Source organism: Streptomyces sp. NRRL B-1140 (genome assembly GCF_001280065.1).
In the GTDB taxonomy this organism is placed as follows: domain Bacteria; phylum Actinomycetota; class Actinomycetes; order Streptomycetales; family Streptomycetaceae; genus Streptomyces.
Genome location: NZ_LGEA01000002.1, coordinates 104,649 through 119,155, shown reverse-complemented (window position 1 = coordinate 119,155; position 14,507 = coordinate 104,649). Strand labels below are relative to the sequence as shown.

Genomic DNA, 14,507 nt, shown 5'->3' with positions numbered 1-14,507 from the left:
CAGAGGCGGTGGCCGACAACGCGAGCGGGTCGACGCTGGCGATGGGTGGTTTCGGGCTGTGTGGCCGCATCGCCCGCACAGGCATCGACTGCTCGCAGCGGTTGGGCCGCCACCGCTGGGTGGGGGAGAGGACAGTGTCCTGGCTCGCCGGCTGCCGACGCCTGCACCGCCGCTACGAGCGCAAGGCTGAACGCTTCCGTCGAGCTGCGGCGGCAAGCACTCCATCCCCAGGCCGTCGCCGTGGAGCGGGTCCCGGTCCAGGTCTCCTTGCGTATCAGCTACAGGGGAGCGGGCAGCGTGAGCGCGGCCGGCGGGCTCAACCTCGGCGAGCCGCCAGTAGTCAGGCACGTGTGACGGATCGTGCGGGTCCGGCATGCTCCGTCCGCTGCACCGTCACTGCAGCCCAGAAAGCAACCAGAGCCGCCATCATCGGCACCAACAGCGCCCACGAGGTCTCGGCGATCAGCGTGGTGATCCCGAACCCGAGGGCGAGCGCACCGAGTGCCCAGGTCAACCACGCGAGCCGACCGGTGTCCGCCGTACCGCCTCTCAGGACGAGGAACAGCAGGAGGCAACCCACGATGCCGACGCCCGCCATACCGCGCGGGTCTTGCACGAAGGGCATGGATCCGCGGACCGAGTAGCCGATGAACGGCACTACGACGGCTGCCACGATCAGCGTTGTCAGGATGTCTGTGACGATGTGCTTGCGCATCATCGCGCTCACCTCCTCACATCCCCAGATCACCCCGTGTGCGGGGTGACGTGTAGGGGCGGAGGGCCCTCGAAGCTGCGGCAATGGTCCCTTCGGTCAGCGGCAACCGCAGAGCCGGGTTCTCAGGAGTTCCCTCCGCCCTCGCCGCGGCGGCATGCCTTCGCTCGGGTGAGGGCTACAGGCGGATGATGATCAGGGCGACGTCGTCAGGGGCGCCCTCGGCGATATCGAGGCGGGCCAGTAGCGCGTCGGCCAGCGGGTCCGGAGGGAGATCGCGCTCAGTGCCCAGAACTGTCGTGAGGCGCGCCAGCCCGTCGTCGATGTCCTCGCCGCGACGTTCGATGAGTCCGTCGGTGTAGAGCACGAGGGTGTCTCCCGGTGTGTAGGTGAGGCCGGCCTGGGGGCGGGGGACGTGGTGCTCGCGTGCGCCGAGGGGCGGATCGGTTGCTCTGTCCAGCAGCTCGCAGGTCCCGTCCCGGTGGAGCAGGACGGGTGGTGGATGCCCGGCATTGCTGTAGATGAGCAGTCTGCTGCGGGTGTCGATGAGCACCTTGACCGCCGTCGCCGCCATCGCGCCGTCAACGGACCGGGCGTACAGGCCGAGGACCTCCAGCGCTTGCGCGGGGCTGGGAATGGCGCGGATCACGGCACTCAGGGCGCTGCGCAGCATGCCCATGACCGCCGCCGCGTGCAGGCCGTGGCCGACGACGTCGCCTACGGCTGCTGCGTAGCGGTCGGGCGGCAGGTCGACGACGTCGTACCAGTCACCGCAGACGTTCAGTGAGGTGGTCGCCGGCAGGTACCGCACGGCGATGTTGTCGTGTCGACCCAGATCGGGGACGGAGAGCATGGCTTCCTGCAGGGTGACAGCGACCTGTTGTTCCCGGGCATGGGCCTGGAGCAGTTCCCGGTTCAGCCGGTGCAGCTCGTCGGTCCGTGTGTACAGCTCAGCGGCAAGGCCCTTCTCACGAGTGGTGAACTCTTCGCCGAGCTCTCGTGCGCGGTCTGAGCGGAAGAAGGCGGTGACGTCCTCCGCCCGCTGGACGATCCACTTCACTGCGCCGTCCGGCCCGGGAAGCGGCGTGTGGATCTTCGACCACCATCGCTCCTCGAAACCGTCGGGTCGGCCGGGGGCAGGTATGTCATAGCGCTGGAGGACGAGCATGTCCGGTTTCCCGGTGTCCCGAACCTGGCACAGCGAAGCCTTCACTTTCCGTTGTGGGTCGTCGGGCGTGCCAGGGCGTTGCGGCAGGGCGTCGAAGAAGTGCTTTCCGACCAGTTCGCCACGGGTACGGCCGGTCGTCTGCAGGTACGCCGGGTTGACGTAGCGGATCACCAGGTCCGTGTCCAGAACCAGATACGGGCTCGGCGTGGTGTCGAAGAAGGCCGTGAAATCGATGTCCACCGTCATCACGCGCTCGGGGGCGCAGCTTCCAGTAGCACTCTACGGGTGATCCCCCCTGCCGCCCTCCGCCGCTGCGAGCTCCTCGCCCCGCTGCCGAACCACTGCGACGGGACACAGTGCGTGGTGCAGGAGGGCATGGCTGACCGAGCCCAGCAGCAGGCCCGTGAAGCCACCCCGGCCCCGCGCTCCCATGACGAGCAGCTGCGCGTGCGTGCTCGCCTCGATGAGGGTGTGCCGCACCCTGCCGACCATCGGCCTCCGCACCACCGAGACGTTCGGATACCTCTCCCGGATGCCGCCCACCGCCGCGTCGAGAACGTGCTCGGCCTTCTCCCGCAGGTGCGTCTCGTCATAGGTGACGAAGGGAGGATCGGCAGGCCCGTCGTAGACGTCCGCGCTCCCCGCCCGGCACACGTGCACAGCCGTGACGTCAGCGCCCCGCAGGGACGCCTCGGTGAAAGCGAAACGTACGGCTTCGTCGGAGGCGGGTGAGTCGTCGACCGCCAGCAGGACGGCACCCGCCGGCTTCGGACGCCCCCGCACCACCAGCACGGGGCAGCGGCCGTGTGCGGCGAGGTGCCCGGACGCGGAGCCCAGCAGCAGGCTGCTGAAGGCGCCGAGACCGCGGCTGCCGACCACCACGAGCGAGGCCGTGCGCGAAGCGATCTCCAGCACCGTCAGCGGCTCTCCCACGGTGACGTCGCGGGTGATGTCCACCTGGGGTGCCATGTCACGGGCCCGCCGCTCGGCTGCCACCAGTGTGCCGTCGAGCAGTTCGCGCACCCCTGCCCCGGCGGGGTTCCACGGCGGCCCACCGGCCGGGAGGTGTGAGGACGAGCGCCCGAACGCATGCACCAGGCGCAGTACCGCACCACGCATCGCGGCTTCCTGGCCGGCCACCTCGACCGCGTCCAGACTCGACGGCGAACCGTCCACACCTACCACCACCGGCTTCGTCATGGTGGTACTCCTTCCGGGCGGAGGGGCCTGGCGGCCGTCATCGCTCCCTCATGACATTGCGGACACGACCGAGGTCCACATGCGCGCCGCAGGGGATTGGTGTACTCCTCGAAGGGAGAGAAACGCACCACGCTCGGCCCGCCGGCGATGTCCGGACGGCTCGCCCCCGGACTCGTGCACCGTCATGTCCAGCTTCGTACGAGACGGAGGCCGCCGCCATGCAACCAATCGTCACCGTGGGTCTCGACGGCTCACCAGAGAGCCTCACCGCCGCCCGCTGGGCCGCCGACGAGGCCGAGAAGCGCAAGCTCTCCCTGCGGCTGCTGCACGCGTGGCCGATGCTGGTGCCGGAACCGGCCCGCGGGCCCTCCGAAGTAGACCAGAACTACTGGGCGAAGCGTCTGGTCCACACCGCGCAGTCGGAGCTGCAGACACGCCATCCGGGCCTGACGGTCATGGGCAGCCTGGTCGCCGATGACGCCCGGGAGGCTCTGCTGCGGGCGGCCTCGGATTCCGAGATGCTCGTGCTCGGCTCACGGAGGCTGGAGACCTTCTCGAGCTACTTCATGGGCGACGTCAGCCTACCGGTCGTGGCACGCGCCGACCGGCCCGTGGTCGTGGTCCGCACGGCCCCGGGAAAGGAGCACCCGCCTCCGGTAACCGCGAGCCACGTGGTCGTGGCGGTGGAACCGCGCGGTTCCAGCGACGAGTTGCTCGACTTCGCCTTCCACACCGCCGCCGCGCGGGGCGTTCCCCTGCTGGCCGTCCTCGGCCGCAGCGTGCCGCTGCACGCACGCACCCCCTGGGGTGTGGACCACGACGCCACCGAGGAGATGACGAGGAACGGCCAGAAGGAACTGGGTAAGGCGCTCCGCCCCTGGCAGGAGAAGTATCCGGGGGTGGACGTCTCCGACAGTGTCCGCCTCACGAGCCCCGCCAAGGCCGTCGTGCAGGCCACCGTGGACGCCGGGCTGCTGGTCGTCGGCCGGCGCGTGCACCGGCACACGCACACGGGGCCGCTGCTGAGCCACGTCGCCCACGCCGCCCTCCACCACGGACGCTGCCCCGTGGCTGTCGTCCCCCATGCCTGAGTCCGACTCAGCGACCCTCACGACCCGCCCACCGCCCCGCCACCCTCGGGGATGGTCACGGACGGACCGGATGCCGAAAAGGGGTGAGGGTGGTGGAGCACCCGCTGGCCGTCGGCGTGGACGGTTCCGAGGCGAGCCTGCGGGCCGTGGACTGGGCGGCCGACGAGGCCGCGCTGCGCCGGGTCCCGCTGCACGTGGTGCACGCGTCGCTGTGGGAACGCTACGAGCAAGCGGTCTTCCCGGCGGGCCGGGAGCCGCCGTCGGAACAGCTGCTCACCGGTGTCCTCGCGGTGGCCGCCGCCAAGCGGGCCCGGGCACGGGTGCCCGGCCTGAAGGTCACCACCGAGGTCGTGCCCGAGGGCCCCGTACCCGTACTCCGCCGGGCGGCGGGCAAGGCCGTGGCGCTGGTCCTCGGCTCGCGCGGGCGCGGCAGCGCCGCCGAGGCGCTGCTGGGTTCGGTCGGCCTCGCTGTCGCCGGGCGGGCCGACGGCCCCGTGATCGTGGTGCGCGGTGATCACGACAACCGGCCGGGGAGCCGAAGGGGCCGCCCCGTCGTCGTCGGGGTCCCCGACAGGCCGGCGGACTCGGCGGCGGTGCGGTTCGCCTTCCGGGAGGCGGCCCGGCGCGGGGCCCGGGTCGAGGCCGTACGGGCCTGGCACCGTCCCGCGTCCGAGCCCGCCGACCACCCCCGATCCGGTGCCGAACCGGCCGGGGAGCGGCGGCAGCAGGCCGTCGAAGTCCTGGAGACCGGGCTGCGCGCGCCGGCCGAGGACCACCCGGATGTCGAGGTGCGCCCGCGGGTCGTCGAGGGGCAGCCCCGCACCGTGTTGCGGGACGCATCGGCGGATGCCGCCCTGCTCGTGGTCGGCGCGCGGCAGCCCCACGGACGCTTCGGCCTCCACATCGGCCGCGTCACGCACGCTGTGCTGCACCACGCGGCGTGCCCTGTCGCGGTCGTCCCCGAGAAGCCGTGACTCCGGCCCCGGGCCGACCGGACCCCAGCCCGTCCGGGACAGCGTCGGCTCCACCGAGCCCGGGAGGCGCTGCCGCCCGGTGAGAGGAGGGACCGTCATGCCGACGAGCGTGCTCGTCGCCTACGGGACGACGAACGGATCGACCGAGGAGATCGCCGAAAGCATCGCCAGGGTCCTGCGCAAGGAGGGGGTGACGGCCGAGGCCTTCCCGGCCGGACCGGCGTGATGGGGTACGACGCCGTCGTGGTCGGTGGCGGCCTGTACGCCGGCCGCCGGCACAAGGACGCTCGCCGTTTCGTCCGCAGCCACGGCAAGGTCCTGGCCGAGCGCCCGCTGTGGTTCTTCAGCAGCGGCCCGCTCGACCCCTCGGCCTCGCAGCGGGACATCCCGCCCGTACCGGGGGTGAAGCGCGCCATGGCCCGGCTCGATGTCAGGGAGCACGTCACCTTCGGCGGCTGCCTGCGCGAGGGTGCCAAGGGCTGGGTCGCCCGGATGATCCTGCGCAACGGAAAGGGCGGGGACTTCCGCGACTTCGAGCGGAACGAGGCATGGGCGGCGAAGATCGGCCGCGAGCTGGCTCGGATGTGACGCGAGGGCCGATCCACACCTGTCGGGCCCTGCGGGCCGGCGGCCGGGGCCGGTCGGCCCGAGCGCGTCCCACCGATCCGAGCCAAGCTGGAACTGCGGAGCCAAAAAAGGACACGTCGCGCGCGCCAGTCAGGGGGTACCGCCATGAAGGGCTACGTCTTCCACGGTCCCGGACAGTCAGCATGGGAGGACGTCCCCGATCCCGGTGTCCAGGAGGCGACCGACGCCATCGTGCGCGTCGACGCCGTCACCATCTGCGGAACGGACCTGCACATCCTCAAAGGCGACCTCCCCGAGGTCCGTCCGGGCACCGTGCTGGGGCACGAGGCGGTCGGCGAGATCGTCGACGTCGGTGCCGACGTCCGCACGGTGCGGCCGGGCGACCGGGTTCTGGTCTCCTGCATCACCGCCTGCGGCCGCTGCCCCTCCTGCCGCGAGGGCACGTACGGCCAGTGCCGGGGCGGCGGTGGCTGGATCCTGGGCCATCTGATCGACGGCACCCAGGCCGAGTACGTCCGCGTGCCGTACGCCGACCTTTCCGTGCACCCGCTGTCCAGCACCCTGGACGGCAGGGACGCCGTGCTGCTGGCCGACATCTTCCCCACCTCCTACGAGGTCGGCGTGCTCAACGGACACGTGCGGCCCGGAGACACCGTCGCCGTCGTCGGCGCCGGCCCGGTCGGGCTCGCGGCCGTCGTGACGGCCCGGCTGTTCTCGCCTGAGCGCATCGTCGCGGTGGACCTCGCCGCAGCGCGGCTGGAAGCGGCGAAGCACTTCGGCGCGGACGCCGTGGCGGACGCCCGGGAGGCCCCCGAACAACTGGTCGCGGACCTCACCGGCGGACTGGGCGCTGACGTCGTCGTCGAGGCGGTCGGCACACCGGAGGCCTTCGAAGTCTGCACGCGCATGGTGCGGCCCGGCGGTCACGTCGCCAACGTCGGCGTGCACGGCAAACCGGCGACCCTCCATCTGGAGGACCTGTGGATCAAGAACGTCACCATCACCACGGGCCTGGTGGACACGTACTCCACCCCGACCCTGCTGCGGATGGCGACGGCGGGCCGCCTGCCCACCGGGCAACTGGTCACCCACACCTTCCCGCTGACCCACATGGAGGAGGCGTACGACGTCTTCGCCCGGGCCGCCGACACCGGGGCGCTCAAGGTCGTGCTGGGCGAGGAGCCGCACGAGGAGGTCGTCCCCTACCGGGCGGCCTGACGAAGGAGAGAGGTGACGCGTCATGACCGAACGGGCCTCGTCGCATGCCGGGGAAGGGCGCCCGATGGGCGACCTGGGGCGGCGGATCGCCCAGCGGCGCACCGAACTCGGCCTGAGCCGGCAGGAGACGGCCGCACGGGCGGGCATGTCGCCGGCCTACCTGCAGTACCTCGAGGAGCGACCGCCGGCCGATCCGGGCGCGGGCACCCTCCTCCGGCTGGCAGGAGCGCTCAAGACCACCGTGTGGCATCTGACCGGTGGCGACACCGAGCTGCCTCCGGGCCTCGGCCGGGCCGCCCGCACCCCCCGGTTCACGGAGCTGACCGAAGCGGAGTGCCGTTCGCTGCTCGCCCCACACGGGGTGGGGCGCCTCGCCGTCTCCGCGGACTCCGGGCCGGTCGTGGTGCCGGTCAACTACAGCGTCGTCGACGGCGGCATCGTCTTCCGCACCGCGCCCGGAACGACCCCGGCACAGGCCGACGGTCACCTGGTCGCCTTCGAGGCCGACCGCATCGACGAGGCGTTCAGCGAAGGCTGGAGCGTGCTGGTGCGCGGGCCCGCGACGACCGTGACGGATCCGGACGAGGCCGCCCGTCTCGAAGAGCAGGCACACAGCACCCCCTGGGCTGGAGGCCGGCGGGACCTGTGGCTGCGCATCGAGCCCGTCACCGTCACCGGGCGCCGGATCACCGTGGTCTGAACGCGCCGCTCCCCGATGCCCGGCTGAGAGGCCCGGGGCCAGGTGGTCGCCCCTCGCGCCCGGCTGTCCCGGATGCGACGGTGAGAGTGGGTCCGCATCATGCCGTGCACGAGGCGGTGGGAACGATGACGATGGAACTTCCCCTGATCGTGGGGGTCGACGGGTCCGAGGGCAGCCTGCCCGCGGTCGACTGGGCGGTGGACGAGGCGGCCCGCCACGGGCTTTCCCTGCGGCTGGTGCACGGCTCCCTGTGGGAGAGGTACGAGGGCCGCATCCCCTCGATCGGTCCGGACCGCCCCGCCGGACGCGTGCTTGCCGACCACATCGTCGCCTCCGCCGCTGAGCGCGCCGGGCGGCGCAACCCCGAGGTGAAGGTGTCCACCGAGGTCCTCCTCGCCGACGCGACGGACGCCCTCCTGCACGAGGGCAACAACGCCACCGCGCTGATCACCGGTTCGCGGGGCCGCGGCGGGCTGAAGGGACTGCTGCTCGGCTCCGTCGGCCTGGCCGTCGCGGCCCGCGCCCACTGCCCCGTCATCGTGGTTCGCGGCGACCGGGCCGGCCTGGCGGGCACCCACCGGCGGATCCTGCTCGGCGCCGGAAGCCCCGCCACCGGCGAGGAAGCGTTGCGGTTCGCCCTTCGTGAGGCCGAGGCCCGCCGCAGCGTCCTGGACGTGGTCCGGGCATGGCGCCGCGCCGCGCACGAAGCGGCCGAAGCATCCGGCCGGGACCACGAGGAGCGGGCCCGCACCGAGCTCGACGACCTGCTCGGCGTCGCCGTGGCCGGTCACCCCGCTGTCCGGGTGCACCGCACCACGGTCGAGGGCCCGGCCCGCAAAGTGCTCGTGCACCGCTCGGCCGCGGCCGACCTGGTCGTCGTCGGAGCACGCCGCCGCCAGGGCCACTTCGGGCTCCAGCTCGGCCTGGTCGCCCACACGCTGCTGCACCACGCCGCGTGCCCGGTGGCCGTCGTGCCGCAGCAGGTGGAGCGGGAGCAGCTCCCGTGACGGGCCGGTCCTGGGAGTACGAGGGGTACCGCCCCGAGGAGGAACGGCTGCGGGAGTCGCTGTGCACGCTGGGCAACGGTTACTTCGCCACGCGCGGCGCGCTGCCCGAGTGCGCGGCGGACGACGTGCACTATCCCGGTACCTACGCGGCGGGCTGCTACAACCGTCTCACCTCCGAGGTCGCGGGACGCCGCGTCGAGAACGAGGACCTGGTCAACCTCCCCAACTGGCTTGCGCTGCGCGCCCGCCCGGCAGGCGAGCCGTGGCTCACCCCCGACTCGGCGACCGTCCTCGACCACCGCCAGACCCTGCGCCTGGACTCGGGACTGCTGGAGCGCGGCACCCGGTACGCCCTCGGAGACGGGCGGGTGCTGGCCCTGCGGCAGCGACGGCTGGTGCACATGGGCGATCCGCACCTCGCGGCACTGCGCACCGACTTCACCGCCGAGAATTTCACCGGCGAGCTGGAGATCGAGGCCGCGCTCGACGGAGCGGTCGTCAATGCCGGGGTGCCGCGCTACCGCGACCTGGACGGCCGCCACCTGACCCATGTGCACACCGGCACCGCCGCGCCCGGCACGGCCTGGCTGCGCTGCCGGACCCGCACCTCGGACATCCGGATCGGCATGGCCGCCCGGCTCACGGCCCCCGAACCGATCAGGGACGGGCACGAACCGGCACGCGCCGTTCAGCGCGCCACGCTGTCCCTCACTCCCGGCCGTACCGTCACCGTCGACAAGACCGTCGCCCTGCACACCTCACGCGATCCGGCGATCAGCGACCCGCTGCAGGCAGCCGCGGACCGGGCCGGCGCGGCACCGGACTTCGACGGCCTGCTGGCATCACACCGCACGGCCTGGGACCAGTTGTGGCGCCGGGCCGAGATCGACGTCCCCGGCGAAGCGGGCGCCATCCTGCGCCTGCACCTCTTCCACGTCCTGCAGACCCTCTCACCGCACACCGCCGACCTCGACGTGGGGGTACCGGCCCGCGGGCTCCACGGCGAGGCCTACCGCGGCCATGTCTTCTGGGACGAGCTGTTCGTCCTGCCGTATCTGAACCTGCACTTCCCCGAGGTGTCCCGGGCCCTGCTCCACTACCGCCACCGGCGTTTGGACCGGGCCCGCGCCGCGGCGCGGGCCACCGGCCGCCGGGGTGCGCTGTATCCGTGGCAGAGCGGCAGCGACGGGCGGGAGGAGACCCAGCGCCTGCACCTCAACCCCCGCTCGGGCCGCTGGCTGCCCGACCACACCCATCTCCAGCACCACGTCGGGTCGGCGATCGCGTACAACGTGTGGCAGTACTGCGAGGCCAGCGGCGACGAGGAGTTCCTGCACACCAAGGGGGCCGAGACCCTGGTCCAGATCGCGCGCTTCTGGGCCGACTCGGCCACCTGGGACGAGAACCTCGGGCGGCACCGCATCCGGGGCGTGATGGGCCCCGACGAGTACCACGACGCCTACCCGGGTGCCGAGCGGCCGGGCCTGGACGACAACGCCTACACCAACGTCACGGCGGCCTGGGTCCTCGCCCGCGCACGGGAGGTGCTGCGCGCCCTGCCCGCACCGCGCCGGCGTGATCTCGTCGAACGCATCGCCCTGGAGGACGGCGAACCCGACCGCTGGGAGGAGGTCTCCCGCACGCTCCACGTGCCGTTCCACGACGATGTCATCAGCCAGTTCGAGGGGTACGGCGACCTCGCCGAACTCGACTGGGACGCCTACCGCGAACGCTACGGCGAGATCCGGCGCTTGGACCGGATCCTGGAGGCCGAGGACGACAGCGTCAACCGCTACAAGGCGTCCAAGCAGGCCGACGTGCTGATGCTCGGCTACCTCTTCTCGCCGTCCGAACTCCAGCACCTCTTCGGCCGCCTGGGGCACCGGCTGGACGAGGCGACCTGGCGGCGCACCGTCGACCACTACCTGGCCCGCACCAGCCACGGCTCCACCCTCAGCGGACTCGTCCACGGCTGGGTCCTGGCGCGATGCCGGCGGGCCGACGCATGGCGGTACTGCCAGGAGGCCCTGCGCGGCGACATCGCCGACCTGCAGGGCGGCACCACCGGCGAGGGCATCCACCTGGGAGCCATGGCCGGCACCCTCGACCTGGTCCAGCGGGGACTGCCCGGTCTTCAGACCCGTGCGGGGTCACTGTGGCTGGACCCCGTGCCGGTGCCGGAGCTGTCCTCGTACGGCTTCTCCATCCGCTACCAGGGCCACTGGGGCATCCGGCTGCGGCTGACGAGCGGGCGGCTGGAGATCGCCGTGCCGCCGTCCGGCCTCCCGCCGATCGACGTCGAGCTGCCCGACCGGGCGGTCGGAGTGGAACCGGGGGAGACGTGCCGGCTGGTTCTCACCCACCGGTGAGGCGCCTCACCCGGCGCAGCGAGAGCCGCCCCCGCGCGAGGTGCGCGTGCTACTCGCCCTTCGCCCGTCCCAGCACGCCGGCCGTCACCGCCAGGACGGACAGCACCACCAGCGCGGCGGCCGGGCCGAGGACGGTCCAGGGGGCCAGTTCGGCGTACGGCTGGTTCTCCGAGAGCAGGCGGCCCCACTCGGGGCTGGGCGGCTGTTCGCCCAGGCCCAGGAAGCCCAGGGAGGCCAGGACCAGCACGGTCGTGGGCAGCCGGAGCAGGGCGTTGCGCAGGAGGGCCGGCACCACCGAGGGCAGCAGGTGGCGGCGCAGGAGGTGCAGCCGTCCCGCGCCGAGCGCGACGGACGCGGCGATGTGCCCGCTCGCGCGTTCCTCTTCCAGCAGGGCCGCGGTCTGGGCGGCGTACGGGCTCCATCCGACCACGCAGACCGCGCAGGCGGCGCCCCACACGGACGGCCCGGTCACGCCCGCGATCAGCAGACCCGCGAGAACGGCGGGCAGGGTGGACACGACCTCGGTGGGGCCCGCGCTCGCCCTCGGTGCCATGCCCAGCAGCAGTCCGGTGACGGCGCTGACCGCCGTCACGACGAGGGCGACCCAGGCCGTGCGCAGCGCCCCGTGGCCCAGCCGGGCCAGGAGGTCACGGCCCAGCGCGTCGGTGCCCAGGGGGTGTTCGAGAGACGGGGACAGCAGCCGTGCCGCCGTGTCGACCTGGAGGGGGTCGCGCAGGAGGCCCGCCGTCACCAGGGCGAGCAGGACGAGCGCGCACGCCGCGGTGACCCGGCGCAGGGAGCGCGGCACGGTGAGCGGAGGCCGGTGCAGGGCCGGCAGGGCGCCGTCGCGCAGGGGCCGCCCGAGCAGTGCGTGGCGCAGGGCCCGGATCAGGACGCCCGCGGTGACGCCGAGCAGGACCAGGGCCAGGGTCGCCGTCTGCAGCACCGGGAGGTCCTGCGCGACGGCGGACTCCAGAGCGAGCCGGCCGAGACCGGGGATGTTGAAGATCTTCTCCACGGCCACCGCACCGCCGACCAGGGCCACGACGGTCGGCAGCAGCTGGGGCAGCAGGCCGGGCAGGGTGCGGCGCAGCGCGCCCCGGCCGATGTGCCCGGCCGGCAGCCCCATGGCGTAGGCGGTGCGCGCCCAGGGTTCGTGGAAGGCGGCGGGCAGGGCCTGGTCGAGCATGCCGCCGAGCATCGCGCCCGACGGGATCCCGAGGGCGAGCGAGGGCAGCACCATCGACTGCGGCCCCTCCCATCCGCTGGACGGGAACCACCCCCACCAGACCCCGCACACGGTGGCCAGCACCGAGGCGAGCAGGAACTTCGGCAGCGACGCGAGGACGGCGGCCGTGGTGCCCGCCCTGTCCTGCCGCAGCCGGCGCCGGGATCCGAGGAACACCGTGCGGGCGCACACCAGTCCGGCGACCAGCACGGTGACCGCGAACGCGCCCAGCAGCAGCGTCAGGGAGACCGACAGGGCCGTCGTCGCCTGCCGCATGACCGGCGCGCCGGAGACCCACGAGACGCCCGCGTCCCCGCTCGGCAGGCCGCCCAGCCAGTGCGCGAGATGGACCCAAGGCCCCTCGTCCAGACCCAACTGCTCCCTTACGGTGGCCAGTTCAGCCGGTGTGGGGTTCTGGTCCGCGGAGCGTGCGCGCAGCACCGTACGGGCCGGGTCGGCGCCGGACAGCCAGGGGAGCAGGGCCACCGCGCCCAGCAGGACGGCACCGGCCAGCACACGGCCGGCCGCCGCCGTCCAGAGGGACGAGCGGGCGGCTGAGGCGTGCGTGAGGCTCATGCGCGTTACTTCAGACGGGTGTCGACGTCGATCAGGGACCGCTCACGCGGGTCGAGGATCACACCCTCGACGTCGTCCGCGATGCCCTGCACGGCCTGCTCGTGGACCAGCGGCACGACCGCGTCGGTGCGCAGGATCTCCGCCTCCGCCCGCATGATCTTCTCCTGGCGGCGCTCGGTGTCCCGCTCCGCGGCGGCGGCCCGGATCGCCTTGTCCACCGCGGCGTTCTTCAGGCCGGCGATGTTGTAGACGCCCTCGCTGGTGAAGTCGCTGGCGAGGTAGTCGACCGCGTCACCGGTGTCGAGGAGCGTCACCCGCGAGAAGACGAGGGCGTCGTACTTCCCGGCGAGGAGGTCGCCCTCCATCTGCGTGTACTCGCGCACGTCCTGCTTCACGGTGAACCCAGCCTTCTCCAGCTGCTGCTGGAGCACGGTCGCCGCCTCGGGCAGCTCGGCCCGGTTGGTGTAGGTGGCCAGCCGCAGCGTCCTGCCCTTGGTGCCCGTCCTCACCTCGGAGGCGGTCGCGGGCTCGGCTCGGCCCGTCACCGCGACGCGCTTGCCGGCCGCCCAGGGGACGGCCGGCCCGAACAGGCCCTGGGCGGGGTCGGCGTAGCCGCCGAAGACGGAGCCGACCAGCGAGGAGCCGTCGACGGCCTCGCGGGCGGCGGCGCGCAGACCGGCGTCGGTGAACAGGCCGCTGCCGGTGTTGAGGATCAGGCTGTCGGTGCGCACCGAGGGGACCTCGTGCCGGGTCTTGCTGTCGAGCAGTTTCGCCTGGGCGGTGGGGATCCACTCGGCGATGTCGGTCTCGCCGCCGCGCAGCGCGTTGGCACGGGCCGTCCCGTCGGCGATCCAGCTGACGTCGATGCCGGGCGCCTCGGCCTTGCCGCCCCAGTAGCCGTCGAAGCGGTCGAGCGTCGCCTTGGTCCTGCCGTTCAGCCGGGTGATCTCGAACGGACCGGTGCCGGTGCCGACGGGGCTGACGGCGCCGTCCTTCGCGTACGCCTTCGCCGACAGGATCGCCAGCGCGGGACTGGCCAGCCGCAGCGGCAGCACCGGGTCGGGCGACCTGGTGGTGAGGGTGACGGTGTCGGCGTCCTCCGCCTTGGCGGTCAGTGACACGTCGCTCAGGACGCGGGGCTTGGGCTTGGCCGCGCCGGCGTGGTCGAGTGCGTCGACGACGGCCTGCGCGGTGAGCTCGGTGCCGTCCTGGAACTCGGCCTTGCGCAGTTCGAAGGTCCAGGTGGTGTCGTCGTCCTGCTTCCAGGACGTCGCCAGGGCGGGCTTGGCCGTGCCGTTCTTGTCGAGGGCGGTGAGGCCTTCGGCGACGGACAGCTTGCTCAGCACCGTGGCGTCGTTGCTGTACGGGGACAGCGCCTGCGCCGGCGGCACGGCCAGCGCGACCCGCAGCCGCCCGCCCGGTCCCGCGCCGGTGTCGCTCTCACCGGGCGCGAAGCAGCCGGCCAGCAGGGGGGTGAGAGTGAGCGCCGCTATGAGGCCGCGGGAGGTGGTGCGCATGTCGGATCCTGTCGTGCGGGAGATCGGCGGCGTCAGCATATAAGGCGAGGCTTACCAAACTCCCGCAGGGTAGGTGAATCCTCAACCACTAGGCGGCGGTGGTCCGGAGGACAGCCTCTCGACCTGTTGTGCGACCTGTGTCATCGTGTCCGCCGGGGC

The 14,507-nt window shown here is 72.7% G+C and carries 11 protein-coding genes and 2 pseudogenes; 8 read left to right on the top strand and 5 right to left on the bottom strand.

Annotated elements, in window-relative coordinates:
* Positions 1–65 precede the first annotated feature (65 nt).
* Positions 66–197: pseudogene (locus tag ADK65_RS38750) on the top strand (IS5/IS1182 family transposase); the annotation flags it as partial.
* Between the two features lie 143 nt (positions 198–340).
* Here the strand turns inward: ADK65_RS38750 and ADK65_RS38405 are convergent.
* The 3 genes from ADK65_RS38405 to ADK65_RS02485 form a co-directional block, all read right to left on the bottom strand.
* Positions 341–718, bottom strand: a complete 378-nt coding sequence (locus tag ADK65_RS38405; protein ID WP_053668118.1) for a hypothetical protein — start codon at positions 716–718, stop codon at positions 341–343.
* A 172-nt stretch (positions 719–890) separates the two neighbouring features.
* The gene (locus ADK65_RS02490; RefSeq protein WP_053668117.1) at positions 891–2,126 is read right to left on the bottom strand and encodes a SpoIIE family protein phosphatase; all 1,236 of its coding nucleotides are present in this window, start codon (positions 2,124–2,126) and stop codon (positions 891–893) included.
* Between the two features lie 33 nt (positions 2,127–2,159).
* A complete protein-coding gene (locus ADK65_RS02485; protein WP_053668116.1) occupies positions 2,160–3,080 on the bottom strand; it encodes a universal stress protein in 921 nt (306 codons plus the stop codon).
* Between the two features lie 218 nt (positions 3,081–3,298).
* Between ADK65_RS02485 and ADK65_RS02480 the strand changes: the two genes are divergently transcribed.
* From ADK65_RS02480 to ADK65_RS02450, 7 genes and pseudogenes are all read left to right on the top strand, one after another.
* On the top strand, positions 3,299–4,171 hold the full coding sequence (locus ADK65_RS02480; RefSeq protein ID WP_053668115.1) for a universal stress protein: 873 nt from the start codon (positions 3,299–3,301) through the stop codon (positions 4,169–4,171).
* Between the two features lie 92 nt (positions 4,172–4,263).
* Positions 4,264–5,145: a universal stress protein gene (locus ADK65_RS02475; RefSeq protein ID WP_078955781.1), complete on the top strand. Its 882-nt coding sequence runs from the start codon at positions 4,264–4,266 to the stop codon at positions 5,143–5,145.
* Between the two features lie 97 nt (positions 5,146–5,242).
* Positions 5,243–5,733: pseudogene (locus ADK65_RS02470) on the top strand (flavodoxin domain-containing protein).
* A 144-nt stretch (positions 5,734–5,877) separates the two neighbouring features.
* Positions 5,878–6,951 carry a zinc-dependent alcohol dehydrogenase family protein gene (locus ADK65_RS02465; protein WP_053668113.1) on the top strand — a complete coding sequence of 358 codons (1,074 nt, stop codon included), beginning with the start codon at positions 5,878–5,880 and terminating at the stop codon, positions 6,949–6,951.
* Positions 6,952–6,973: 22 nt separating this feature from the next.
* Positions 6,974–7,651, top strand: a complete 678-nt coding sequence (locus tag ADK65_RS02460; RefSeq protein ID WP_053668112.1) for a helix-turn-helix domain-containing protein — start codon at positions 6,974–6,976, stop codon at positions 7,649–7,651.
* A 131-nt stretch (positions 7,652–7,782) separates the two neighbouring features.
* Positions 7,783–8,658, top strand: a complete 876-nt coding sequence (locus ADK65_RS02455; protein WP_053668194.1) for a universal stress protein — start codon at positions 7,783–7,785, stop codon at positions 8,656–8,658.
* Positions 8,655–11,027, top strand: coding sequence for a glycoside hydrolase family 65 protein (locus ADK65_RS02450; RefSeq protein ID WP_053668111.1), 2,373 nt, complete (start codon positions 8,655–8,657; stop codon positions 11,025–11,027). The genes ADK65_RS02455 and ADK65_RS02450 overlap by 4 nt, the downstream gene beginning before the upstream one ends.
* 49 nt (positions 11,028–11,076) lie before the next feature.
* On the opposite strand, the gene ADK65_RS02445 is transcribed toward ADK65_RS02450, so the two are convergent.
* Together ADK65_RS02445 and ADK65_RS02440 are read right to left on the bottom strand one after the other, a co-directional pair.
* A complete protein-coding gene (locus ADK65_RS02445) occupies positions 11,077–12,831 on the bottom strand; it encodes an ABC transporter permease subunit (RefSeq protein ID WP_053668110.1) in 1,755 nt (584 codons plus the stop codon).
* 5 nt (positions 12,832–12,836) lie between these two features.
* Entirely contained in the window at positions 12,837–14,348 is a 1,512-nt protein-coding gene (locus tag ADK65_RS02440) for an ABC transporter substrate-binding protein (protein ID WP_053668109.1), read from the bottom strand.
* Positions 14,349–14,507: the final 159 nt, after the last annotated feature.